Annotated in this window: 22 protein-coding genes and 1 tRNA gene; 11 read left to right on the forward strand and 12 right to left on the reverse strand. The window is 53.8% G+C overall.

The window, feature by feature from the left end:
* Window positions 1-2 precede the first annotated feature (2 nt).
* From AC6I7T_RS13435 to AC6I7T_RS13480, 10 genes are all read right to left on the reverse strand, one after another.
* A complete protein-coding gene (locus tag AC6I7T_RS13435) occupies window positions 3-686 on the reverse strand; it encodes a VirB8/TrbF family protein (protein ID WP_497793980.1) in 684 nt (227 codons plus the stop codon).
* A gap of 3 nt (window positions 687-689) precedes the next feature.
* On the reverse strand, window positions 690-1511 hold the full coding sequence (locus AC6I7T_RS13440; protein WP_497793982.1) for a type IV secretion system protein: 822 nt from the start codon (window positions 1509-1511) through the stop codon (window positions 690-692).
* A gap of 3 nt (window positions 1512-1514) precedes the next feature.
* Complete coding sequence (locus AC6I7T_RS13445; protein ID WP_497793984.1) at window positions 1515-2342, reverse strand: TrbJ/VirB5 family protein; 828 nt, start codon at window positions 2340-2342, stop codon at window positions 1515-1517.
* A gap of 28 nt (window positions 2343-2370) precedes the next feature.
* Window positions 2371-2562, reverse strand: a complete 192-nt coding sequence (locus tag AC6I7T_RS13450; protein WP_497793986.1) for a hypothetical protein — start codon at window positions 2560-2562, stop codon at window positions 2371-2373.
* Entirely contained in the window at window positions 2562-3794 is a 1233-nt protein-coding gene (locus AC6I7T_RS13455) for a TraB/TrbI/VirB10 family type IV secretion system protein (RefSeq protein ID WP_497793987.1), read from the reverse strand. Before AC6I7T_RS13455 ends, AC6I7T_RS13450 begins: the two co-directional genes overlap by 1 nt.
* Window positions 3795-3802: 8 nt before the next feature.
* Window positions 3803-4555 (reverse strand): TrbG/VirB9 family P-type conjugative transfer protein, encoded by a 753-nt coding sequence (locus AC6I7T_RS13460; RefSeq protein WP_497793989.1) that lies wholly within the window; start codon window positions 4553-4555, stop codon window positions 3803-3805.
* Window positions 4552-7026 carry a VirB4 family type IV secretion system protein gene (locus tag AC6I7T_RS13465; RefSeq protein ID WP_497793990.1) on the reverse strand — a complete coding sequence of 825 codons (2475 nt, stop codon included), beginning with the start codon at window positions 7024-7026 and terminating at the stop codon, window positions 4552-4554. Before AC6I7T_RS13465 ends, AC6I7T_RS13460 begins: the two co-directional genes overlap by 4 nt.
* Window positions 7013-7324, reverse strand: a complete 312-nt coding sequence (locus tag AC6I7T_RS13470; protein ID WP_497793991.1) for a VirB3 family type IV secretion system protein — start codon at window positions 7322-7324, stop codon at window positions 7013-7015. The genes AC6I7T_RS13465 and AC6I7T_RS13470 overlap by 14 nt, the downstream gene beginning before the upstream one ends.
* Window positions 7325-7378: 54 nt before the next feature.
* Window positions 7379-7723, reverse strand: coding sequence for a TrbC/VirB2 family type IV secretion system protein (locus AC6I7T_RS13475; protein ID WP_497793992.1), 345 nt, complete (start codon window positions 7721-7723; stop codon window positions 7379-7381).
* A gap of 306 nt (window positions 7724-8029) precedes the next feature.
* Window positions 8030-8746 carry a DNA methyltransferase gene (locus AC6I7T_RS13480; protein ID WP_497793994.1) on the reverse strand — a complete coding sequence of 239 codons (717 nt, stop codon included), beginning with the start codon at window positions 8744-8746 and terminating at the stop codon, window positions 8030-8032.
* Between the two features lie 934 nt (window positions 8747-9680).
* Here AC6I7T_RS13480 and AC6I7T_RS13485 point away from each other — a divergent pair.
* Entirely contained in the window at window positions 9681-10559 is an 879-nt protein-coding gene (locus tag AC6I7T_RS13485) for a hypothetical protein (RefSeq protein ID WP_497793996.1), read from the forward strand.
* Window positions 10560-10845: 286 nt separating this feature from the next.
* On the opposite strand, the gene AC6I7T_RS13490 is transcribed toward AC6I7T_RS13485, so the two are convergent.
* Window positions 10846-11859 (reverse strand): RES domain-containing protein, encoded by a 1014-nt coding sequence (locus tag AC6I7T_RS13490; RefSeq protein ID WP_497793997.1) that lies wholly within the window; start codon window positions 11857-11859, stop codon window positions 10846-10848.
* A 349-nt stretch (window positions 11860-12208) separates the two neighbouring features.
* On the opposite strand from AC6I7T_RS13490, the gene AC6I7T_RS13495 reads away from it, so the two are divergent.
* Both AC6I7T_RS13495 and AC6I7T_RS13500 read left to right on the forward strand, forming a co-directional pair.
* Window positions 12209-12469, forward strand: a complete 261-nt coding sequence (locus AC6I7T_RS13495; protein ID WP_497793998.1) for a helix-turn-helix domain-containing protein — start codon at window positions 12209-12211, stop codon at window positions 12467-12469.
* Window positions 12466-13641, forward strand: a complete 1176-nt coding sequence (locus AC6I7T_RS13500) for a tyrosine-type recombinase/integrase (protein ID WP_497794000.1) — start codon at window positions 12466-12468, stop codon at window positions 13639-13641. The genes AC6I7T_RS13495 and AC6I7T_RS13500 overlap by 4 nt, the downstream gene beginning before the upstream one ends.
* A gap of 76 nt (window positions 13642-13717) precedes the next feature.
* Here the strand turns inward: AC6I7T_RS13500 and AC6I7T_RS13505 are convergent.
* A tRNA-Ala gene (locus AC6I7T_RS13505) sits at window positions 13718-13793 on the reverse strand.
* A 157-nt stretch (window positions 13794-13950) separates the two neighbouring features.
* Between AC6I7T_RS13505 and AC6I7T_RS13510 the strand changes: the two genes are divergently transcribed.
* From AC6I7T_RS13510 to AC6I7T_RS13545, 8 genes are all read left to right on the forward strand, one after another.
* Window positions 13951-14619, forward strand: coding sequence for a hypothetical protein (locus tag AC6I7T_RS13510; protein WP_497794002.1), 669 nt, complete (start codon window positions 13951-13953; stop codon window positions 14617-14619).
* A gap of 251 nt (window positions 14620-14870) precedes the next feature.
* Window positions 14871-15572: a sigma-70 family RNA polymerase sigma factor gene (locus AC6I7T_RS13515; RefSeq protein WP_497794003.1), complete on the forward strand. Its 702-nt coding sequence runs from the start codon at window positions 14871-14873 to the stop codon at window positions 15570-15572.
* Entirely contained in the window at window positions 15569-16252 is a 684-nt protein-coding gene (locus tag AC6I7T_RS13520) for an anti-sigma factor family protein (RefSeq protein ID WP_497794004.1), read from the forward strand. Before AC6I7T_RS13515 ends, AC6I7T_RS13520 begins: the two co-directional genes overlap by 4 nt.
* A 311-nt stretch (window positions 16253-16563) precedes the next feature.
* Window positions 16564-18360, forward strand: a complete 1797-nt coding sequence (locus AC6I7T_RS13525; protein ID WP_497794006.1) for a tetratricopeptide repeat protein — start codon at window positions 16564-16566, stop codon at window positions 18358-18360.
* 152 nt (window positions 18361-18512) lie between these two features.
* Window positions 18513-19292 carry a ribonuclease III gene (rnc, locus tag AC6I7T_RS13530; RefSeq protein ID WP_497794007.1) on the forward strand — a complete coding sequence of 260 codons (780 nt, stop codon included), beginning with the start codon at window positions 18513-18515 and terminating at the stop codon, window positions 19290-19292.
* A complete protein-coding gene (gene lepB / locus AC6I7T_RS13535; protein ID WP_497794009.1) occupies window positions 19289-20122 on the forward strand; it encodes a signal peptidase I in 834 nt (277 codons plus the stop codon). Before rnc ends, lepB (AC6I7T_RS13535) begins: the two co-directional genes overlap by 4 nt.
* 18 nt (window positions 20123-20140) lie before the next feature.
* Window positions 20141-20941 carry a signal peptidase I gene (gene lepB / locus AC6I7T_RS13540; RefSeq protein ID WP_497794011.1) on the forward strand — a complete coding sequence of 267 codons (801 nt, stop codon included), beginning with the start codon at window positions 20141-20143 and terminating at the stop codon, window positions 20939-20941.
* Between the two features lie 2 nt (window positions 20942-20943).
* Window positions 20944-23412 carry an AsmA family protein gene (locus AC6I7T_RS13545; protein ID WP_497794013.1) on the forward strand — a complete coding sequence of 823 codons (2469 nt, stop codon included), beginning with the start codon at window positions 20944-20946 and terminating at the stop codon, window positions 23410-23412.
* The last annotated feature ends 53 nt before the right edge of the window (window positions 23413-23465 follow it).

Here is a 23465-nt window from a genome sequence, read left to right on the forward strand (position 1 = left end):
GATTAACTCCCGAATGCCTGATCTTCGTGAACGTAAGTGATGACAAGTCCCAGCGGATTTGTCAGGAGCATCTGATTGGGGACCTCGTCGCGGAAGCTGTAAACGATGTTGGCGATCCAGCGCTCACGTCTCTCTTCCTGCTGATCCCCTGGCGTGCGAAACACCTTCTGGAATTCGATATGAGCGCGATAGGGAGCCTGTCGCAGGTCTTCGAGCACCACGGCCTTGATCTCGATCTCCACATTGGGCGAGCCAGGATCCAGTAAAAAGCTCTCAAGTGTCTTTTGCTTGTTGACACGCGAGAGCGTGATGCCCTGCAGTTCATCAGAGAAGAAGTTCAAGGATTCGGCAAAATCTCGCTGCAGAGTGCCGTGGTTGCGTCCGTAGTAGAGCGTTGCCCAGCGGGCCAAGTAATATTTGCTGACACGCTCTATGGGAATCTTCGAGAAGTCGGCATAGCTTACAACCTGCCCACGGCCCGCATCGCTGACAGAGATGATCAGGGGCTTCAGACGCAATGCCGCAGTCTCCGCCCGGTAAAAGAGAATCAGCAGAGCAATCGAGACGACGGACAAGACAAGGATTGAGATCTTGAGATAAGTATTCGTAACAACCGGCTCAGCATATAGCTCCAGAAACTTTTGTCCGGCTTCGGTAATTGGCATTGAGGTGTTCTGGTCGGTCATGGTTTATCTCCCTTTGAGATCGACCCAGGTTCCTGTCCGGCCACTGAGGATCGAGGCTGTAAGCTCCGGTATTTTGTGCAATCCATATCCGCAGACAAACAACGTTATGAGTAGGGCCGGGAGCAGAGTGATGATGTTCGAAAGGCTGATAGTGCCTATCACCTTGAACATTCCAATCAGGACCTTCGAGAAAATGAAAATGAAGGCAGAGGCTACAACCTGATAGAAGCTGAAACCGATAAAGGCTTTCAGCCAGCCCCAGAACAGCCAATCGAGTTTCGGCACAATGAACCAGGGAATGAAAATCGGGCCGAGGAGCACGCAAACAGCAGCGCCCACATAGCCGTAAGCAATGACAGCGAAGACGAAGGCTTGCATAATCGCCAGGGCAAGATAGGCGATGAAATAGACCGTCTCCTCCTGCAAGCTGAATATGCCGGGAGGCGAGCCAAGCTGTTCTTCTGCACCTGTAATGGCATCGACGATCTGCTGCGCGTTGTCAGCCTGAATCTGCGATGAAAGATGGACCGCTTCCTGGGTGATGAGCTCGCTGAAGCTTAAATCGACGCCGGGGATCGGAGAGGAGTAATAGGTCAGCATTCCGAGACCGAAAGAGATCATCAGCATCAGATCAGCGAAGTTGGCGAAGTGAAATCCGCCGTGTCCTTGTGAAGCAGACAGGGCGGACTTTACTCCGAACCAGACAAGCAAAATCAAAACCAGCCCACGAAAGATATCGAGACCAGTGGCCTGGATGGCATGACTATTGGCAGTCAGCAAGTCCGTTATTGCCTGCGAAAGAAAGGTGAGAGGATTCTGTTGCACAGATTACCTCCCACTCGGACTAAGGGGAATGGACTGGATGGCATTCGTAATGCCTCCAGTCACCTGCTGAATAACATTTGGGAAATTCTGCTGAAAGTAGATCGCCTGATTGATCAGCCGGTTGCGCTCGTCGAGTCTCTCCTTGGCATCAAGCGCCTGCTGCGCAGCAGCGGCGGAAAGGATCTGGTTCGTATCCTGCTGCGAATGAATCTGGAGCAACGTCGCAGTGTTGATCTTACCGAGCAGAGCATTTTCGGTCTGTTGATTGGGATTGGTCGAATATGTATCCGACTCTAGGTTCGCCAGCTTCTGAGCGAAGGCCTGCGAATCGGAACGAATGGCTCCCAGGGTCGAGAGGGTAGCTGTAACAGTAGCTTGGCCTAATTCGGAACTGGAATATTGATTCTTGATGGCTGCCTGGGTATTGGCATCCTGCGCGGACAAGGCACTGTCGGGGTAGCTCTGGACCTGAATCACTGCATTGTTATAAGCACGCGAGGCGTTCGCAGCAGACCCGAGATCAAGCGCATCCACCCAGGCTTGAGTGTTGCCATAGGTATTCGGCGTCGAGTAGTTGTTCCATTGCGAGAACTCTGACCTGTAGCGTGCCGCGAGATCCTGCGGCATTTTCGACATCTGGTAGGCGAGGTTATAAGCAGCGATCACCTGATCGCGTGTCTGAATGGCAGTCGTGTACATCTGCTGTAATTCGTGATATTCACGAACGGCATTTGCATAGTTCGTCGAATCAAACACCGCCCACTGCGCATGCGCCGAAGGCGCGAGCAGGGCGAGCACAAGTACGGTAGAAAAGAACAGCCCTTTCTGCACAAAACCTCCGTTTGGTAAGCACCGCGCGTCAGCGCAGGTGCGAATTGTCTTTCGTCACGATCTGCCCGGCGGCAGTGCGTACACGATCACGATTTGCTGCCGAAAATGCAGCCGTGTTCTGTACGCCGTAGTGATAAGGCGATGGCTTCGGCGGCGGCGAAGGGGAGGCGCAGCCAACCATGAGCAAGCCGCATAGAAGAGCACAACTGCGCGCATGCATCACATCACCCCCGGCATGTCGTGGTTTTCATAAGCGGGCAGCAACAGGTCCTGTGTCAGATACACCTTGACGCGATGCCCCTCGCGAATCGTGTTTGTGGAAGGGATATTGATGAAGCGATCAAGGATGTTGGAGCTCGATTGCGACAGGCTCGATGCCACGCCCTGGCGATAGGCGTCCGAGCCGCTCTCGTTGTATCCACTGTTGGTGGTCGATTCCGCAGCTCCCGCAATGATTCCCAGCGCAATCGATGCGCCGAAGATCTGCAGATAATGGTTGTTGACCTTGTCTTTCAATCCCGTTGCGCCTGCCTGATCGAGACCGTGAAACTGGTCAAGATCGACGGTATAGCTGTCCGGCATAAGCAAGCGATGGAAGGTGACGGCAAGGCGCTTTTGGCCGAAGCCGGAGACCTTCTGCACGTCGCCCAGGATGAAGGTGCCCTCCGGGATCAGCACATGCTGGCGGTCCTGGCTGTAAACCGGGTTGGTCACCATCACCTTCACCGGCCCGGCGAACCCTCCATCGAGACGGTTGACCAGGGCAGTATCGATGGTTGTGCCTTCAAAGAGCACATAGGGCTGGCCATGAGCCGCGTTGATGTTGACCTCTGCCGTCCGCTTTTGGCCGTTATTGGCAACAGCGATCTGCGCAGCAGGAGCATGCTGCGGCAAGTCCGCAGGACGTGCTGTTGTTACCTCCGCCGCAGAATCGTCTGTCACAGATTGCCGGGAAGCATTGGAACTTGCAGAGGAGAAGGAGACGAGATTCGAAGCAAAGCGAGACCGAAAGGCCAGATCCCGCTCTGCATCTGCTACTGGATCGCGCTTCGGCTCAGGGGCGGGTGACTGCGTAGCAGGAGCCGAGCCACTGGCCGATAGCAGCGATACGCTATTGCCAGCCGTTGCATCGCTATTCTTCTGCCGCTGAGCAGCCTGTTGAGCTTCTCTCTGCTCTGCATTCAGGTTCTGCTCAAGTTCGGCAATCTTGCGTGCATTGGCGTCGGATGCGACTGTTGCAGCCCCACTCGCGGGAGGAGGCACATTAACAGCTCTGGGGTGGTTCTTCGAGAAGAGCACGGCCAGGAGAATGATCATGGCAAGACCTGCGATGACATACCCTTGTGCCTGCTTCGGGACCACGCCTTCGGGCAGGTTGCGCCGGTCGCGAATCGCGGGATTCGATGCCGTGGCTTTTCCTTCTACTTGTTGAGTCGCTTTTTCTTCCGGCATCGGCTCACCTATTGCCCTTTCCGCTCGAAGGTGAGCCGATGTTTGCCGATTTCGAGATAACCTTTGTCTACGATCTTCGGGATGACATAGGTCGAGTCCTTCAACTGATAATTGATGAGATCAGGCTTTCCATCCTTCACTTCGTAGACAGAAAACTTCTCCGATGCCGTTGACTTGATGTAGGTGAAGCGGTCGTCGTGATAGATCGCCTCTACATCGAAGGGGCTCTCATTGTGGAAGCTGTAATCGAATTTCAGCGCTTGTGTGGGATAGTCGGCATGGAACTGTTCAATGGCGGCAGCGGCGCGGTTTTGCGCGAGTTGCGCCTGGGCATGCGCAGCGTCCACTTCGCTGGCCAGGACGAGTTTTGCCGTCCCGGTCGCGGCGGCAAACGAGGATGAGTCGGACGGCTCGATTACGACCTTGAGGTCGGGATCGGCTGTCTCGACTTCATCGAGCGTAAAGGAGTAGACAGTTCCTTTATCGGTGATCAGGTTAACGTTGGAGTGGATGCCTTCCTTTGCCGGATGCAGAAAGCAGTAATTGCCGACAGTGTCGATAATCCAGAAGTCTTTATCGCCTGTAGCAACTTCCAGAATCTTCTCTGTAGACGGCAACTGGATCAGCGTGGTGTAGCGCATCTTTGCGCGCACACTCACGATGTCGTTGGCGTGATATTTGACGATGCGGGCCGATTGCTGACCGTGAGCCACGGTCGCAACCAGGCCGAGCACCAGCGGCAAGATGGGGGAGCGGTTCATTGTGTCACCTCATGAAATGCGGGGTTGGGATAGTCCTGGGCCAGATGCAGGAGCCCCTGCTCAGGCCCGTAGCGAGCGAAATATTCCCGGCGACGGATGTTGTCGCGGGGCGTATTGGTAGCCATCCAGTAGCTCAGTGGATCAACTTCAAGGCGCAGTTTCTTGGCATACTGAGGCTGTTTGAATAGCAGGTCACGTTTGGGAACCAACGACTCCAGCAGATCGAGATCCGTGTCGTTTAGCTGGAATGTTTCGGCATATAACTTCCGGTCGATGCCCGGATTGGCGAGAAATAGCCTGGTCGGACAAGACTCGTTGACCAGTTGCAGCATCTCTGAATTGGCCAGCTCCATCATTGACTGCGTGGCCAGAATCATGGCTGCGTGGAGCTTGCGCCACGTCTTCTCCGCGCGGGTAACCCAATCGCGGATGATCCGTCTCTTAAAAAAGATCCAGGCTTCATCGATGAGAAAAACCTTGAAGGTCGACAAGTTTCCGGGCTTTTCGATCTCGGAAGCCGCACGTTGCAGGAGATAGAACAGCATCGGCTCCAGAACATCCGGGTACGTGTCCCAACCATCGAAATTGAAGGTCTGGAAACGCGAGAACCTGAGCGTATCTTCGACGTTGTCGAAGAGATAGCCGAACTGTCCTGCTTGCGTCCATCGATGCAGACGTTCGCCCAATGGCCCGAGGATCGATGCGAAATTCGATAGCGTGCGAATTTCCGCCGGGAGTTTATAGGCCCGCTCAATCGCGGCAAATAATGCTTTCTCATCCTCCGTTGTCAGTTCGTAACGGCCACCAGCCTCGATCAGTACCCGCAGAAACAGATAGAGAAAATTCACGTTCTCGTGCGAAGGCTCAAGAGAGAAGGGATTGATGCTGAAGCCTGGATTCTTCAGGCCGACATTGAGATACGTTCCGCCAAAGGCTCGCGTCAGCATTTCATAGCTGGCGCCGAGATCGAAGATGAACGTCAGCGGGCTGTACTTCTGAAGCGATTGAACGATGAAATTTGCGGTAAACGACTTACCGGAGCCGGTTGCGCCGAGCAGCAACGTATGTGCTACATCCCCGTAGTGCAGGTTCAGGAAGTAGGGCGTGCCGTGCGTCGATTCAAAGACTGCCAGATACTCTTTATCGAGCTGGGGGTTCCACTTTAAACCGGCATCGACGTTAAACAGAAACGAAAGGTCGACATAGTTCGAATTCAATGCCCACTGCCTGCGAAGATTGAACTGTCTGTTCCCCGGCACTGTGGCAAAGAATGCATTCAGCAGGTTGTAGCGTTCCTCGTACAGGAGGCCGTCATGTTGCGTAAAGAGTTTCTGGAGTTCGGTGACGCCATGTTCAACCTTTGTGGGTTCCTCGTCATAGATCACGACGGAGAGCGTGAACTCACCGAAGGATTTGCCCTCCATGCCCAACACGGTAAGCGCAGCGCCCAATTCGGCAACCGCAGCTTCTTTCGAATCGTCTACCAGCTCATCACGCGGGCCGGTGTTCTGCCGGTCCTGCAAATTGGAAACGAAACTGGTCTTTGAGTTGTGGTGATGTCTGCGCCGTTTGGCGATTTCCTTGCGCGCTCTCAGGTTATCGACTGGATGCCATTCTGTAACAACGTGGAAGTTCGCCTGAATATCGAACAGCCCTTGCAACAGCAAGGGTCGCGTCTCGAAGGGAAGCTCTTTCAACGTCAGGACACGCACATAGTCGTCATCCAGACGCAGATAGCCGCGATGGGCTTCGAGCTCCGAATCGCACACCTGCCAGTCAAGATGACGGCTTCCGCGCAATTTGCTATCGCGGATCTTGGAGGGGCAGAAGTTTACGAGGCGCCGCAGGATGCGGAATGCCTCCTCTGCCCCTAGCAGCTCGACCTTCGTGAGGTCGCTGAGCTGCCCAATCACACTCTGTATCTTCTGTTGCAACCGTATACGATCGCGCTCGATCTGCTCATAGAGCAGCGTGCGTTCCCTGTTCCCCGCGAAAAGCGCGCGCAAGTCCCGCAGGGACGAGCCTGGCTGCTTTGGCAACTGTGACAGAGCGTGCAGCAACCCGGCTTTCTGGTAGTGGCCGTCGATCATGACAACCCAGAAGATTTCTATGCTGTACAGCCTGTCTGCTTTGGACTCAAGGAATGAGGTGCGCTGTTCGACTGCGGCTCGGACAAGCGGATTCGTATACTCGGCGTGAGGAATTGCAGGCCGGTTGTGCTTAAACAAAATCTGATAGAGCCGTGTGCGCCCGTCTAAAGAACGGAAAGCAGCTTCGAGCCGCTTCACGGCATAGTCCCGTCCAGCGTGATCGAGGCTTTCGTAATCGATGCCACCGATCTTGAAGACTGCTCCGAGATCGCCCGACTTGGTTAGGAAGGCTCGTTCGTCCCAGAAACCGTACAGATTGATCTGCGCGGGAAATGAGCCTGCTTCCTTCCAGTCCTTCGTGATGTTGCTAACCTTGAACATCGTGTTTCCTTATAGTGATTTCCGCCGGCTCCCACTTCAGCGGGTCATACCGTCTACGGAACTTTCCCGAGTTGAAGAGCACGCGCAGAATCTCGACATCGTGCTTCGTGGCAATACGCGCGGCAATGACACCGATGACAAACAGCGCTATGCCACCCACCAGCGAGTGCATCACAGAGAACACAGCGCCACCGGAGATGAGCGCGACAAAGAACAACCTGCGCTCCGCGCCGAGGATAGTCAGCGGGCGGTTCATCGCCTTGAAAGCCTTGTTCTGTCGTGAATCGCCCGCAGCCATCGCGGCACCTCCTTTCAGTCTTTTGTTCGTTAAGTACTTACAAGTACGGCCTGGCTACGACGTCCCCAAGCCGGGAAAAAGCCAGGACATGAAGTTCACCGCACCAATTGCCATGCCAACGCCGAAGATGATTCCAGCGAGTACGCGTTTGGATTGACCCTCGCCATAGGCAAACATCAGGCCACCGACAACGATGGCGACCAGAGAAAGCCCGGTAGCGATGGTGCCGGTGAAGGCAGTCCGGAGGACGGTCACCGCGTTGTCCCATGGATCGCTGCCCGTGCTCTGCGCGTATGCAGGCAGGGCCGCAAGAAACATAAGAGACAAGATCCTCAGCTTCCGGACGTGTTCGAACCAGTGCCGGAAACGTAGGGATCGAATGGAAATGGAGAGTTGCATGCGCTCCTTTCATCTGCTGTTCCGGCGAGTGGAAGCTCCCGGTTACAACGTCATGGAGCGAAGGTAAAGCTGCTTTTCAGGGGGGACTGATGCTGTTCTTGCAGGTCGTAGTGCAATTTTGTCATCACAGAGAAGAGACAATCTGTGGCTGAGTTTTCACAGTGGTTCTATCGCGCCGCGCAGGCGCAAAGCATGGCATTCCAACCATGTCAGGAAAGGGGTTGCGGGCACGACGCGGGTCAAGGTAGCGAAAACTACCATTCAGGAGCATGCTCGCCTTGATGCGCGGCGGGCACGCACAGAAAATTAGAGAGGGTTGGAATGCCTACGAAACGAGAGCCGCTTCGCAGCGACCCTCGCTCTTACACGCTCCATTCGCTCCTGGGCTGTGTAGTAATAGTTTCTGTCCAGCTCAATTCCGATATACTTACGGCCTGTCAGAAATGCAGCAGCACAGGTGCTGGCGCTCCCACAAAATGCATCAAGAACAATGTCTCCAGCCAACGAATACGTGCGAATCACCGGAACTAGAGACATCACTGCTTTCTGCGTGGGATGAAGCTTGTTTCCTGTATAACGAAGCCGTTGCACATCTGACAGTGGACTTCCCATCATGGATGGACGGCCTTTCGCCAGCAGATATGCCTGCTCATGCTGGTACTTGAGAAAATCCGTTGCCCTGGTTGTATACGATTTGCGAAAGATCATATGTCCAACTGGACGAAACCCAGCTTCGCGCCATGCTTCGAGAAACTTTTCTGCCCGTGGCCAGCCGTAGAAGCAAAGCATCAGGCGATTGTCCTTCAGTACCCGGAATGCCGCTTTCATTGCAGGCTTGAGCCAGTTGGCATTCGTATCGTTTTGTAAGCTACGTCCAGTCCGGTCGCGAAAGTTCACCAGGTATGGAGGATCGGTCAGAATGAAGTCGACACTCTCTGCAGACATCTGACGCATGATTTCTATGCAGTCGCCGTGAAGAATTGTGTCGGTAAAGTTACTCTGCTGCTGGATAGTAGTTGTCATCGCTCGAATCTCCTTTGGCCCCGAAGTCTCTGAAGTCGCTCGGGACACACCGGGCGAAGCCATGCGAGGGTTCCGCCTCCTAAGACAAGCGGGTGCTTTTTCGGAAGGTTCGGAAAATCTTTTTGCGTACTCTGCACAAAAGATTTTTTGAAAGCCGAAATCCGGAGGGCGTTCGCTTAGGCGAACGAAGCAGAGCACGCGCAGACGCAAGGCGGCGGAAATGACCCGAAGCAGTGTCCGAGCGACGCGCAGAGAGAAGGGACCAATGTTGAGAAGTGGCTTTGCTTATACAGCAGTTGACAGCGCGCTTTAGATTGTCTGACGTTCACCTATTGACATTCAGGGATAGATGACGTCTGCGTTTGTGGGTACGTATCTTCGATGACCGAGAGTGCCGCATGCCCTGGAAGCTATGGGACAGATCCACAATCTTTGGTGCCTAAAGAATAGCTGACTTAGTGACCTCCTGCCGCATAAACTCAGATGCAATGAGATAGAGAAACTGCAACGGTTGACCACTCACGAACTGTTGGACACAAGACCCGACCTTCCCACTCACGATTTTGTCGTAGTGATGAGGGCGGTAGCGGGTAAATCGTGCCAAGATAAAACATCATGGCATAGATGGATAATATCTCTGGGAGAATGAACGAATGCTCCGCAGTCGGCGCCAGATAGACGTAGTGCCGTCGATAGAGCTTCGTTGTAGCAACCGTCGTCCAAATTAGCCAATTTATGGGCTCAATCACCGAAGCGGGGCTGTCGGTTGGGGAGCTTTTGGATATGGATTTGAGCCACTTGCTCAAAGCGTAGCAGCGGACATCATTGAAAAGCGTCGTTGCAGACGACAGCTCGAAAAAGCCCTGCGAGTCTGGTCTCATTCAATAGTCTTTGAGAAATCTCCTCCCCACGTCCTAATTTCCGGACGTGGTTCATGACGTTTTCAGCGACAATGGGAGCGGAGGGGACCTTGAACAACAATCACAGCTATGAAGAGATTCGTGGAGCGGCACTAGATTTGCTGGCAGATCGAGAAAAAAGCAATTATGACATCAGCCAATACCAACATCTGATGATTGGAGTGGCCGAAGTTTTCTTGCGCAGAGAGCAGTTGCAGCCCCAGCAGAACCACTTCATGGGTGGCACGAATGCGAGCCTTTCCGATGTCGACAAGGAAATCTTTCTCGAAGTGTTCTGGGGTCTCTTTCGAGAAGGCGTCATCACCCTTGGGATGAACCAATCTAATCGAGAGTTCCCGTTTTTCAGAGTCAGCGCTTTCGGTAAACGTATCTTGGCGAACCAAGACACGTACTTCTTTCACGATGTATCCGGTTATGAGGCGCTGATTCAGAAAGAGGTGCCACAGATCGACGCTGTAACTATCGTCTATCTCAAGGAAGCAATGCAGGCATTTCGCGCGGGCGCGATCCTGGCTTCAACCGTCATGTTGGGGGTTGCGACAGAGCATACCTTTTTGCTGTTGCTCGAAACAGCAGCCGCTAATACAGCTTGGGGCACGAAATTCGCGAAGGCGAACAGCGAACGCATGATTCTTCCGAAGATCAATCGCTTCAAGGCTGTGCTGGATGGCAATCTAGCAGAGTTGACCGCACCGATTCGCGAAGACTTGGACACTCACTTCACCGGGATACTTTCGATCATTCGCAACTTTCGGAATCAGTCGGGACATCCATCCGGTGAGATCATCAGTCGCGAGCAGTGCTATGTGCTTTTGCAACTCTTTGTGCCGTACGCAAAGAAGCTGTATCAGCTAAAGGAGTTTTTCGTCGTGACCCCTTTGAAGGGAGACTAGTCGTCCGGGCGAGAATACAAGAGCTATAGCAAACGACCAGAATTTGGGAGCCGAGATGAAGGCATATCTGGATGCGGAGCTTCGCAAGCTAGCAATCCGGCCCCCCATCGGATCATAGACTGATTCACGCACAATGGAGATGTAAGCAAGACAACCGGCCAATAAGCTGAGCCATGCCGCCCGGGGAATCGCCGGCGAGTGCCAGCATGCGGTGTCGGTCATTTGCGCGTAGGCAAACATGTAACCAATGGCTACTACAGCTCTAGTTAGATCCTCCTCTCAGATATCAGAGAATCGGAGCTTTGGGAAGAGACTCCAGTGTCTTCTTAAGCGAGCTATAGTCCATCAATCCCCACACGAGAGGCTCCGTTAATTCGAAAGCTTTCTTAAGCCGCTGGCTATACCCGGTCTGTGGGCCTGCGTCGTGCGTTGCAGGAAAGACGTAGTTCGCACTCTCATTCACCGCATCGGAGCTGGGTATGAAGAGAGTCGAAAAGTAACGAATGCCATCACACTCATTTTCGCTCATGATCCATTGCAGGATCATTTGCGGGATGATGTATTCGTGAACGAACGGAGAACCATCGTGCCGAGCTTTTATGGAGGAGGCAGCGATTAGAGGCCAGCATGTTGCATAGTCAATGACGAACTGTTCTAGGCGAGGATTTGCGCCCATGGAACGCATAGAACTGCCAAAGGCAACTTGCGCCAGCGCCGATGGTCGAAACCCGAAATCGAGAATCTTGATCGTATTGAGGATGCCGAACTCCGCCACCGAAACGTCAGGCACATCGGACCATTTGATTCGGCATTCTTGTCGACAAAGCTCTATTGAGCCGCCCAGGTACAGACATGGAAATCCTGGAATACCATAACGGTGTTGACCGACTCTATGGCGAGACTCAAACGGAGCATGAAAGAGATGCTCTTTCGAGATGCACTTTCCATCAGTATTTCTCATCCGGTAGAGTCTTCCCACTTTACTGGGGCCAACGTCGCGCGTGATCAGCATTTGCAAGCGTGGATAAACAAAAGTGATCGCTTGCAGAACTTCTCCGTATGCAGTGCTGGGCCTGCCACCTAGATAAACTTGGATCGCATTTTCAATCCAGTCGGAGATATGGCGAATGTCACTCTCTGCCGCCTGAATGCGTGCACAGAGGTGACAGCGGGGGTCTAAGGCTTTGACTGCCAGGATATAAGCCTCAAAGAGACCATGGAGATAGCGTTTCAAATCTTCATCGTCTCGCTCACGCGGGAGCTGCATCGCCGTACTTTCAAAGAATTGCTGGATATCCATCGCAGAGATTTTAGCAATTTGATGTCCCGCCAAGTTAGTCGAAACAGATTCAAAACATGGACCAGGATGCCGCTGTTCTGGTGTCCCAAGCACAATTGAAGGCAACGATCGAGAGTACCACAGGGTCTGCTAATTTCATTCTCGACCTGCGGTGGCATGATTCTGGGGAAAACCTCCTTTGCTCTGGAATCCGGCGTTCGTGAACGGCCACTGTCTCATTTTCTATGAAAAAAATGCACTACGTTCTCCATCTGTGTCATCAGTGAGTCCAGGAATCCCAGGCTAAAGTTGCCTCTATCCCAGGCAGAGATCATCGATCTCGCCTGGCACGTTCGGATGGAGGTCAACCTTGCATCCTGCCACATCTATTTCCGCGAACACTTTCGAGCCCTTTGTCGATGCAGGACGCGCTGCACTGTTTCTGTCCATGCCAAGAACGACTCTGTTGGGTCTGGCCAGAGCAGGCAAGATTCCGGCACACGGCATACCGGGCAAAGGCCGCAAAAAGAGCTGGAGATTCAGGATTTCCGAACTCGATCTCTGGATGCAGACAGAGGTAACATCGGGTAGCGATCAGGGCCTTTCACCAGAAAGGAAGAACTTTCGATGAAAAGGCCAAGATATCAAATTGGGTCCCTTTACCTGGAACCTCGCAAGAATGGCCCCGACGTTTGGGTCTACCGATGGCGTGAAGCCGATGGAGCAGGCAAGCGGAAACTGCGGAAGGAAATCGTGGGCACCGTTCGCGAACTTCCGGCACAGGCCGATGCGCAACGCGCAGCGGAGAAGCTTCGCATCAACATCAACCGCCAGGCGCTTTCGCAAGGTAGACCCGCTCCGACGATTGCCGGACTTGTCGAGCACTATCGAACAACCGAACTGCCCATGGATACGCATGAGGACAAAACAAAAGGCACAAAGATGGGATACATCAGTGCTCTAAAAAACCACATCGTGCCGCGCTGGGGCAGCTATCCACTTCAGCGTGTAACAGCTATTGAGGTTGAAGACTGGTTCAAGACTCTCAAACTGGCACCGGGAAGCAAGGCGAAGATCCGGAACGTCTTCAGCATGATCTTCCGCCATGCCATCCGGTGGAATTGGCTCGGCCAGGATGAAAACCCGATCCGCATGGTTCGAGTGAGCACCAGACGCAGGAAAACGCCGGTTCGCCTCACTGCCGAGGAGTTCCGCTTGCTTTTTGCGGTTCTGCCCGAGCGGGAACGGTGTGTCGGAACCATTTGTGCAACCACGGGGCTTCGCATCAGCGAAGTTCTGGGACTCAAATGGGAGGACATCGATTTCCTGCAAAAGACAGCAAACGTCCTGCGTTCCTATGTCGATGGCTGTGTGGGACATTGCAAGACGGAAGTCTCGCAGCAGCCGGTTCCGCTCGATGCACTCACCATCGAAGAGCTACTGCGCTGGCGTTCGAATTGCCTGTACGGTGCTCCGGAAGACTGGGTCTTCGCCAGCCCGGTACGCTTTGGCAAGGTACCGGTATGGCCGGACAGCCTGCGCAGCAAAATCCTGCAACCGGCTGCCCGGAAGGCAGGCATCACGAAACGGATCGGCTGGCATACCTTCCGGCACACTTATAGCTCTTTGCTGGCAGAGATCGGTAATGATGTGCGGGTAGTACAGGAACTGATGCGGCATGCCCGGTTGAGCACGACGATGGAGGTTTATACGCATGCGGGCATGGAAAACAAGCGGATTGCGCAGAGTAGAGCGGTCGATGTCCTGTTCAACCGCAAGGCGCAGACGGAGGCGGTACAGTGAACAGGTGTGTTCCCGTACTGTTCCCAGTCAATTTGAATTTGTTCCTGGATTTCGCTTGTAAGCGACTGAATAGATTTGGTGGACCTGGTCGGGATCGAACCGACGACCTCTTCCATGCCATGGAAGCGCGCTCCCAGCTGCGCCACAGGCCCACATGAAGGTGTGCTTTCGTTATTGTCGATGACGAGAGTAATTTCGTCAAATCCGCCCGAGGCACAAAACGCATTCAGATGAGGAAAACTCACAGAATGTTGCCCACACATCCCGCAAGGTGCAACCTCGGAAGATACTCCCTGCATCGAGATGAGCATGAGAGATGGTAGCGAAAGTAAATCTTTAGCCCGACGCCTCACGTTGGGATTTTTGATGTTCCTCAGTTTGTGGTTGCTCACGGCGGTGTTGATGCCCGCTCAAACTTCCCAATCGCCTCCGGGAGCCACACCCGCCAAAACAACAATCGATACCCAGCCGGTTCAAATTTCGGCAGCCACACTCCGGCAAACGGTTCTCTCTGTCAACGTGGACAAGTGGAAGGCTCCGAAAGAGGTCAAAAGCGTAGCGCAGGACGATATAAGTTCCATCCTCAACGATCTGACCTCGATCCTGCCCGGCTTGCTACAAACGGCCCAGGCCTCCCCCGGTTCCTTCAAACCTGCTTTTGAGGTGTACCGGAATATCAATGCCGTATACGACGTCGTCTTGAGGGTCTCCCAGGCTGCTGTATTTACCGGAGCGACGGAGGACGCCGCCAAGCTGCAATCAGCTTTGGCCGATCTGTCCAGGACTCGTAACGGACTGAGCAATGCTCTGGCAATGGCCAGCGACCAGAGAGATACGGAATTAGCCCAGCTCCGTACCCGGGTGCAACCTCAGGCAACAGGCAATAACGGACAAGCCTCTGGACCCAAAAAAGTTGTCGTCGACGATGGGCCACAGAAGTCCTCTTCCCGCAAAAACAAATCCAGCAAACCCCAATAACTGGCAGCAGTCGTTCACATTCCAGCCCCTCCTGTCGATTTTCCTCAAAATCAGGGAACCTAGCAGCGGTGAGCCGTGTCTATAGAAGAAGCAGATTGTTGAAGACTCGGCCCTCCCAGCGAAGGTTAAGTTACTGATTTGATGAGATCAAAGAACAACTTGTCGGACCAGTTTGGGAGATGGAGTTTCGTTCCTGCGTTTTTGGGTGGTGAAGACATGCATCTTGCTGTTATCGTGGAGGGTCATCTCTAGTGCAAGCAGGATCTGCAGTGGGCAATCTGGCGAGTGCCATCGGAGTCAGGCCGGAGGAAGCGGCCCTCATAGCTGAGCTACAAGCCGGCTCTGAGGAAGCTTTTGGCTGGTTAATTTCCGTCTTTCACCAACCTATCTATTCGCTGGTCGCACGGACCATTCAAGATCCGGCAGATGCGGCTGATCTAACGCAGGAAATCTTCATCAAGGTTTTCCGTGGAATTCGCAATTTCCACGGGGAAGCCAGTTTGAAGACCTGGATCTACCGTATTGCCCTTCATGAGGCCTCGAACCAGCGTCGCTGGTGGTCGAGACATAAAAAACAAGAAATCACAATAGAGGCAGATGCGGACGAGTCTAGCTATGAAGGGCAGCCGCTATGCCTGAAAGATACGTTAGTCGATCATCAGGAATCTCCCTTTGACCAGGCAGCACGCAGCGAAATGCGGGCACGGGTCGAGGAAGCCTTGCGCGATGTTCCGGAACCTTTCCGTTCGACTGTCATCTTGCGTGATATCGAAGGGTTCGCCTACGAGGAACTAGCCGAGATTTTGGGCTGCAACCTGGGAACCGTGAAATCACGGCTCATGCGGGGAAGAGCCCACCTGAAGAATCGGCTGGCAAGCTTTGCCCAGTCTGCCACCAAACGACCAGCGGGTACTGTGTCCGTTACAGTGCGCGCGGCGGAGGAGGCGCGATGAGACCCTGCTCGACAGTGCGCTCACAATTTTCCGAGTACCTAGATGGCCGCATAAGCGGAGCTGCCATGCAGAAGCTGGCGCTCCATCTTGATCAATGCTCCGAGTGCCACACAGAACTTGAGCGTTGGAAGCAGATGCAGGCGGCCCTGACAGAACTAGGCCCCATGAAAGCTCCTAAGGATCTGGCTCTTCGGTTACGAGTTGCGATCTCACAGGAGAAAACAAAGACTACGCGTAGCGAAGCTGCTCGCTGGAAGCTTTATTGGCAAAACACCATTGCTCCATTGGCGCTCCAGGCCTCGGCCGGATTTGCCAGTGCAGTCCTGCTTCTTGGGACAGTCACGCTAATGGTAGGGATGTTTGCTAAACCGGAGCCTCTGGCTGCCGAGGATGAGCCCATAGGGAACGCCTCAACCCCGCGTTTCCTGTATTCAGCTCAACTCCCCGGAGGAGAAGAGGTCATCGGCCAGAAAGAAAATCCGGTAGTTGTCGAGGCCTATATCAATGGAGATGGCCGCGTTTACGATTACCAGATCGTATCTGGTCCGACCGATGCCCGGACAAGATCGCAGCTTGAGAACCTCTTGCTTTTCAGTGTTTTCGAGCCAGCGCGCTTCTTTGGGGCACCAGTTCGCGGATTGGCTGTGATGTCCTTTGCGGGAGTTTCTGTTCGCGGTTAGCAGAAACCTTTCTCCCCAATCGACGCGCTTCATATAGACTCAATTGCAGCTCTTAAACCGTTTTCTTCCCCTGTCTTGTGTACAGGCGAATGTTTGAGACAGGTATTTTGGCTTATCTGCAAACATTTGATTTCAAAGGGGAAAATGGAAACGGCATACCCGGACGTCCATAGTGTTCCTTCGCTATGGAGGGTAGGTTCTATTCCGAGCAGCTATTCCCTCACCCCTCCATGGGTGCTTCGGAAGCTTTAAAGCTTCGGGAAATAGCTGCCGAAGTTCGAATCTTTCCTGTCGTCCCCAAGAGAATGCATATGCGGTTGTCGCGTCGTTTTTCGCTCGTCGTTTTATTCGTGGCGTTTGGATCAGGGACTTCGTTCCTGGCATCAGCGCAGCAGGAGCAGTCTGCCTCGGACCCAACGTCGGCCACGGTAAGGTCCTCGTCCTCTGCTTCTCAAACCTCTTCGGCAGGAAAAGCTGCCAAGGGAGAGAGCCGTACCGCTCAGATACCGACTCCACCTCCGCCACAGAAGCCGCCGGCTCTGGTCGATCCAGCTGGCCCGGCCATCAGCCTGCAAACAAGCGAAACGCTCTTTGACGTTGCTGTTGCCCTGAATTCCTGTGGTTACGACGAAGGGCTGGATCGCTCCGATCCTATTCGTCAGCGTATCCGCAATCTGGTAAATCAGGCTCTTCTGGCTTCAGAAAACGCTCGGGACGATCACGACAAGCTCTGCACGTTTATTGCTCAGCATCGGCTGATGGGGCCGGAGCGCGACCTGGCGCAGTACATCTCACTGGCTCTCTATGTGACTCCGCCACCCGACCTGGCTTTGAGCGTCGAGATGAGCGAGATGCCGCCGGAAGCTACGCAGGTTAGCGACATCCTGCCATTGTTGAAGTCTTTCGTGAAAGACATCGATCTTCACGGGATCTGGGTAACCAACCGCCGGACCTACGATGAGTTGATCAATACGCTGCACGATCCGCTGACCAAGATGATCGTGTCGACCAACGCGTATCTCAAGATGCCTGCCAGCACCTATGACGGCCGCCGCTTCCTTGTCGTTCTGGAACCGCTTCTCTCGCCTGGACAGGTCAACGCCCGTATCTACGGAACGGACTACGTTGTAGTCGCCTCTCCCTCCAATGGGACGATTCCGATGACGGATGTACGCCACACCTACCTGCATTACGAAATCGAACCGTTGCTCTACTCTCGCGCTACGGCCATGGACCGATTGCTTCCCTTCCTCAAAGTTGTCAGGGAGGCTCCACTGGATTTCACTTACCGTAGTGACATCGTCTCGCTGGTCATCGAGTGCTTAATCAAGTCAGTAGAAGCGCGCACAATGGATACCGGAGTCCCCGTATATAAGGCACCGGAGAACATCCGCCGCGCCGACCTCGAACGAGTAGACAAAGAACGCAATGCCTACCAGCAGAAGGTGGATGCGATTCGAGAACAGGCTGTGAAGAAGAGCATGGCGCAGGGCTTCGTGCTTACACAGTACTTCTATGACCGCCTTATTCCCTTCGAGCACGCTCCCGAAAGCTTGAAAGAGAGTGTCGGAGAGATGGTGTACGGTATGGACATCAGCTCGGAGATGCACAGGGCTCGCGAGGTCGAATTCGTCAAAACACCTCAATCCGACGTTATCCGCAGGGTACCTCGACAGTTACGGGGGCTCGATCTGGCGGAGGTGAAGCTCAGTACCGGAGATCTTACCGGCGCAGCCGAGCTGGCACGAAAAGCACTGGAAGACCACACGCCTGACACGGCCTGGGCTAATTTTATTCTGGCCAGAGTTGCAGTCTTTTCCGGCAAAGCCGAAGACGCCATGCAAGCTTTTCAGGAAACATTACGTCTTAGCCAGGATCCACGTATGCTGGCTTGGTCTCATATTTACCTGGGAAGAATTCACGATCTGAGTGAAGAACGAGAAGAGGCTGTAGCTGAGTACAAAGCCGCTCTCTCCGTAAGAGATGGACAGCCGGATACAAAACGGGCAGCGGAACAGGGTCTGAAGAAGCCATATAGCATTCCGAATCAAGCGTCGCATCAGCAACCAAACGGGGAAAAGCAGGCCGAACCAGCTGCGAAGCCTTAAATCAGTTGCTATCCTCTAAGAAAGAGGATGGCTTTCAGAGGCCAGAGCAGATCTCCAATCGGGTAAAGCCCCAAGCCGCAAAGCCAGTCTCAGTGGCCCAGAGCAAATCAGGAGATTTGCTCTGAAGTCCATATGGGACAAGAGGGATCAAAGTGGCAGAAATAGCAGAACTGGAGACAACGATTGAACATACGTTCAAGAGTCGTGAGCTCCTGGTGCGAGCTCTGACGCATAGCTCTCTCGCCTATGAACAGACGACCCGGAACGAGACTCCCACCGAAGACAGCGCCGATAACGAGCAGATGGAATTCCTCGGAGATGCCGTCGTAGGCCTGCTGGTGGCCGAGCACCTCTACTCCCGCCATCCCGAGCTCAAGGAAGGCCCCTTAACTCGCTTGCGGGCTCATCTGGTAAGCAGAAAGCACCTGGGACAAGTCGCCCTCAAGATAGATCTGGGAAGTTTTCTTCGCCTTGGAAAGGGAGAAGAACGGAGTGGTGGACGAAAGAAGTCTGCCTTGCTTGCCAATGGAATTGAAGCTGTAATCGGGGCTCTTTATCTGGATGGAGGACTTCCGGCAGCTAGATCGTTTGTAGAAAAGTTCGTCCTTGAACCCTACCTGGAGGATTTGGAGCAGCAACTCGTTGAGAAAGGTGTTCTCGAGGACCACAAGTCCGCCTTACAGGAGTTCCTGCAAGCCCAGAAAAGTGGAACCCCGGAATACGTTGTACGCGGAGAGAGTGGTCCTGACCATCGCAAGCGCTTCCTGGTGGAAGTACGTCTGGCCACTGGAGGACAACGGAGTAAAGCTCTAGCCCGAGGCATTGGCGCAACCAAAAAGAAAGCAGAACAGGAAGCAGCCCGGCGGGCTTTTCAAAAGCTGCAGGAATCCACCCAGCTGCAAGACGCTGCGCAGGAGAATTCCGCCTCTTGACTGAGTTAACGTCTACAGCTCCGGTTCCCCCAAGCGGCTCTTCCGAGCAGGGTGTGGCGCCCTCTGTCCCCGATCCGGCGGTCTCACACCATGGAATGCACCTGATATTCCCGACTTTTCTGGAAGCCGGTGCTTCTCTTCTGAAGATCACGGTCGTTGCACTGTTTATTTTGACGTTCCTGATGCAGCCCTTCCGGATTCCCTCCGAGAGCATGGAACGGACCCTGCTGGTGGGGGACTTTCTGCTGGTCAACAAGGTGACCCACGCCCCTTCCGGTATATGGCACAGATTATTGCCCTATCGGGATGTGCAGAGAGGGGATATCGTGGTCTTCCATTTCCCTCTGGATCCGGCTCAACCTTTGGTTAAGCGAGTCGTAGGACTCCCCGGTGACCACATTCGCATGCAAGGTGGCACTCTATACGTCAACGGTCAGGCATTGTCCGAACCCTATGTTGTCTTTGAGGGCAATTATCCCGATCCCGTCCGAGACGTATTCCCTTCCCCCGTGTATTCCGACCCCGGCGTTGATCCGCAATGGTGGAAGGAAATGAAGCAGCTGGTCAGTAATGGGGAACTTCTGGTCCCGAAAAACCAGTACTTTGTACTGGGAGACAACCGCAATCACAGCCGCGATAGCCGTTATTGGGGTTTTGTGCCAAGAAAAAACATGATGGGACGGCCATTCCTGATCTACTTCTCTCTTAGGGAACCTTCTACGACCGACGTACAAGCCTCGTCGAATGATAGACTCGGACACGACAGTGGTCGAACGAGTGTGATTCAAAATTTCGCACGATGGGACCGTATGTTCCATGTTGTACGCTGAGGACCAATTACTGACCGTATGAAAAAGACGCTTACAGAACCGGCGGAAGCATCGGAAGAGACATCAGTACATCCCAAACGGGGACACGACGACGAAACTACGCTGGAAGCCTTTGCCTCCATCTGCGGAGTGCTGGTAATCGGGCTGTTTGTCCTGACCTTCATCGTGCAGAACTTTGAGATCCCGTCTTCGTCGATGGAGAAGACGCTTCTGATCGGCGATCACGTAGTAGTCGATCGCACGACTCTGGCGCCGCCCTCAAAATGGTTCCCGCTAACACGCTACCGGGATGTGAAGCGCGGCGACATCATCGTCTTCTTCAAACCCGGAGAACCGGATCTCTATCTGGTGAAGCGGGTCATCGGTGTTCCGGGCGATCACATCCACCTCCGCAACGGTATTGTTTACTTGAATGGCGTGGCGCAGAACGAGCCCCAGGCAGCCAAACCAACTGACCAGGATTACTTCCCGTACCGCGACGATTTTCCAGCAGTACGCCCCAGTGAGTCGGGAGATGTAACGGCCCGCTGGTCCCTGAACCTGCCAACGCATATCGAGGGCGACGATCTTGTTGTCCCTGCAGGAAACTACTTCGCAATGGGAGATAACAGAACGGTCAGCCTGGATAGCCGCTATTGGGGATTTGTGCCCCGCGCTAACATTGTGGGCCGACCGCTAGTAGTCTACTGGTCCTTTATTACCCCCGAGAATCAACTGGAGAAGACCAGCTTGGCCGAGCGGGCGAGTTTCGTTGGGCATATTATGCTGCATTTCTTCGATCAGACTCGCTGGCGGCGGACCATGCACCTGGTACGTTGAGAATGAGTCCTGAAAGCAGGGGATTACCCCGTCCAAAGCTGAAACATTGGCTGATATTGTCGGTAGTTGTTCTTTTAGTTGCAGCCGTCGTGCTGCCTCCGCTGATCAATATCGGCCGTTACCAACGCCGTATTGCCAATAGTCTGAGTGCCGGTATCGGCAGGCCTGTTCACTTTTCAGAAGTTGAGTTACGCCTGCTGCCGCGCCCGGGTTTCGAACTCTCCGATTTCCGGATTGAAGACGATCCAGCCTTCAGTAACGAGCCACTGCTACGTGCACCCAGTGTTGTAGCTTATGTCCGGCTGTTTTCTCTGTGGCGTGGACGCCTGGACATCGACCGCATCAGCCTCGATGAAGCGAATCTGAATATCGTCCGGATTCCGGATGGACGCCTGAATCTAGGTATCCTGCTGTTGAAGGCCTCGCAAACTGCGGCTACTCCTACCGGGGAGCACCACATTACAGTAGGTCCACGCTTTCCTTATATTTCAGCCTCAAATTCACGTATCAACTTCAAGGACGGAATCGATAAGCTTCCCTTCTCCTTCTTGAATGCAGATCTCTCCGTCTGGCTGGAACAACAGGACGAATGGCGCATGCGCTTTGAGGCGCAGCCGGTACGCACCGATCTCGATCTGGATCTGGCCGATACCGGAACCGTACGCCTGGAAGGAAGCTTCCGTCGTGCCTCTCAGCTCTATCAGGTCCCGCTGCAAATCCACGGCGAGTGGAGCAAGGCACAGATCGGCCAGTTTACGCGTCTGGTTCTGGGTAGGGATACAGGCTGGCGCGGTGCCATGACTCTGGAAACCACCATCACTGGAACGGGAGAACATGCGCAGATCGCGACCAGATTCAGGGGCAACGGGGTACACCGTACCGAGTTCGAGCCTGCCTCGCCTCTCGACTTCGATGCTTCCTGCACTGGACAGTATTTCCATACCCAGCACGCGTTGCGCGAGATTACCTGTAACTCACCCGTGGGCAAAGGACGCTTGCATCTGAGTGGCGGCATAGAAGGAATGTGGAATGCTCCCAAACCTTCGGCACATCTGGAAATGACTGCTATTCCTGCAGAAGCCACTATCGATCTTTTGCGCTCGACACGTAGCGATTTCGCTCCGGATCTCAAAGTAGCCGGTTCAATCAGCGGTCAGCTCGATTACGCTACACCGGAAGGTGCAGACCACGCAGAACTTCATGGCGGCCTTTCCGCTGAAGGATTGCAGTTTTCAGGCGGCAGCTTAAAAGAGCCCGTTTCTCTTCCAACGCTGACGTTATCAGCATCTTCCGCAACCATGCCCGACACAGGGCAAGAGGCTCCGGCGCTCTCTGTCTCCCCTTTTTCCCTGGAGATAGGAGAAGCACAGCCAGTCAAGATCGCAGGCCAGGTCACAGGTCAAGGCTTCAATTTGCTGATCAACGGACCAGCTAAGATCGATAAGCTGCTCGAATATTCGCAAGCCTTCGGCATTTCTAAGAGCTCTTTCTCGCCAAATATTCAGGGTGGCACGGCCAACTTGGCATTAGCGATTCATGGACCCTGGGTAGCACCAATGATCGATGTCGACCATCCGGTAGCGATAGATCTGGTAGACGGCTCTGTAAATCTGAAGGGTTCGCGACTGACAGCTCCGTTCCTTGCCAATCCGCTGGAAATCACTCAGGCAAAGGCCATCTTTGACGGAGATCATGTCTCCTGGCAACAAGCTGAAGTCGAATACGGCAGCTTACACGCCACAGGCGGACTCGCTTATACCTTCCCTTGCAGAACAGCTGAATGCCAGATAAATTTCCAACTGCATTTTGCATCTCTTGAAGCTGAAACTGCACAAGCAACCCTTCTGGGTGCGAAGCGCCGCGGAACGCTGATCAAGGAACTGCTTGGCCGCTTCGAAAAGAATCGTGCTCCATGGCCCCAGATGGAAGGTGCTATCGAAGCACAAACCTTCACCATGGATCGGCTAGCTTTGCACGATGCTCATGCGGAAGTGGCTATCGACGGCGACACCATTACAGTGAAGTCTCTGGATGCGCGTTCTCTGGGAGGGGATCTGCATCTCTCGGGAACGGTAAAGACAGATGGAGATAAGCCGCAATACTCACTACAGGCTAACTTCACACATGCCAATCCAGCCGAAGCAGGTGAGATCTTTCATCAAAAGTGGGGAACCGGACAGGTCAATTTTAGGACCAAACTCGACTTACACGGATTTACGGAAGACGAGTTGGCAGCCTCTGCAACAGGCGATTGTCAATGGGAATGGCTGAAGGGAAGCTTCCTTCTCGATGGAGCCTCAACCGGGCTCAACCGCTTCGATCGCTGGGAATCCAAGGGGACAATCGACAAGGGAGCCCTGACATTGACTCAAGCAAGTATCAAACGCGGAAAACAGTCGCAGCAACTCTCCGGAAATATTCAACTTTCCGGAGCTCCAAAGTTTGCGCTTACTCCCGCAAAGGGTCGTTAGCTAAGAGTACAGTTACAAATAGTGATATAAAACTTCAGGGCACAGCTTCGGCT

The organism is Humiphilus diazotrophicus (genome assembly GCF_059726315.1).

Excerpts from the sequence above, each read along its gene's own strand:
- AC6I7T_RS13435 (WP_497793980.1), bottom strand. The coding sequence starts at position 686 with ATGACCGACCAGAACACCTCAATGCCAATTACCGAAGCCGGACAAAAG.
- AC6I7T_RS13450 (WP_497793986.1), bottom strand. The coding sequence starts at position 2,562 with ATGCATGCGCGCAGTTGTGCTCTTCTATGCGGCTTGCTCATGGTTGGC.
- AC6I7T_RS13455 (WP_497793987.1), bottom strand. The coding sequence starts at position 3,794 with ATGCCGGAAGAAAAAGCGACTCAACAAGTAGAAGGAAAAGCCACGGCA.
- AC6I7T_RS13460 (WP_497793989.1), bottom strand. The coding sequence starts at position 4,555 with ATGAACCGCTCCCCCATCTTGCCGCTGGTGCTCGGCCTGGTTGCGACC.
- AC6I7T_RS13465 (WP_497793990.1), bottom strand. The coding sequence starts at position 7,026 with ATGTTCAAGGTTAGCAACATCACGAAGGACTGGAAGGAAGCAGGCTCA.
- AC6I7T_RS13470 (WP_497793991.1), bottom strand. The coding sequence starts at position 7,324 with ATGGCTGCGGGCGATTCACGACAGAACAAGGCTTTCAAGGCGATGAAC.
- AC6I7T_RS13475 (WP_497793992.1), bottom strand. The coding sequence starts at position 7,723 with ATGCAACTCTCCATTTCCATTCGATCCCTACGTTTCCGGCACTGGTTC.
- AC6I7T_RS13480 (WP_497793994.1), bottom strand. The coding sequence starts at position 8,746 with ATGACAACTACTATCCAGCAGCAGAGTAACTTTACCGACACAATTCTT.
- AC6I7T_RS13485 (WP_497793996.1), top strand. The coding sequence starts at position 9,681 with ATGACGTTTTCAGCGACAATGGGAGCGGAGGGGACCTTGAACAACAAT.
- AC6I7T_RS13490 (WP_497793997.1), bottom strand. The coding sequence starts at position 11,859 with ATGGATATCCAGCAATTCTTTGAAAGTACGGCGATGCAGCTCCCGCGT.
- AC6I7T_RS13500 (WP_497794000.1), top strand. The coding sequence starts at position 12,466 with ATGAAAAGGCCAAGATATCAAATTGGGTCCCTTTACCTGGAACCTCGC.
- AC6I7T_RS13510 (WP_497794002.1), top strand. The coding sequence starts at position 13,951 with ATGAGAGATGGTAGCGAAAGTAAATCTTTAGCCCGACGCCTCACGTTG.
- AC6I7T_RS13520 (WP_497794004.1), top strand. The coding sequence starts at position 15,569 with ATGAGACCCTGCTCGACAGTGCGCTCACAATTTTCCGAGTACCTAGAT.
- AC6I7T_RS13525 (WP_497794006.1), top strand. The coding sequence starts at position 16,564 with ATGCGGTTGTCGCGTCGTTTTTCGCTCGTCGTTTTATTCGTGGCGTTT.
- lepB (WP_497794011.1), top strand. The coding sequence starts at position 20,141 with ATGAAAAAGACGCTTACAGAACCGGCGGAAGCATCGGAAGAGACATCA.
- AC6I7T_RS13545 (WP_497794013.1), top strand. The coding sequence starts at position 20,944 with ATGAGTCCTGAAAGCAGGGGATTACCCCGTCCAAAGCTGAAACATTGG.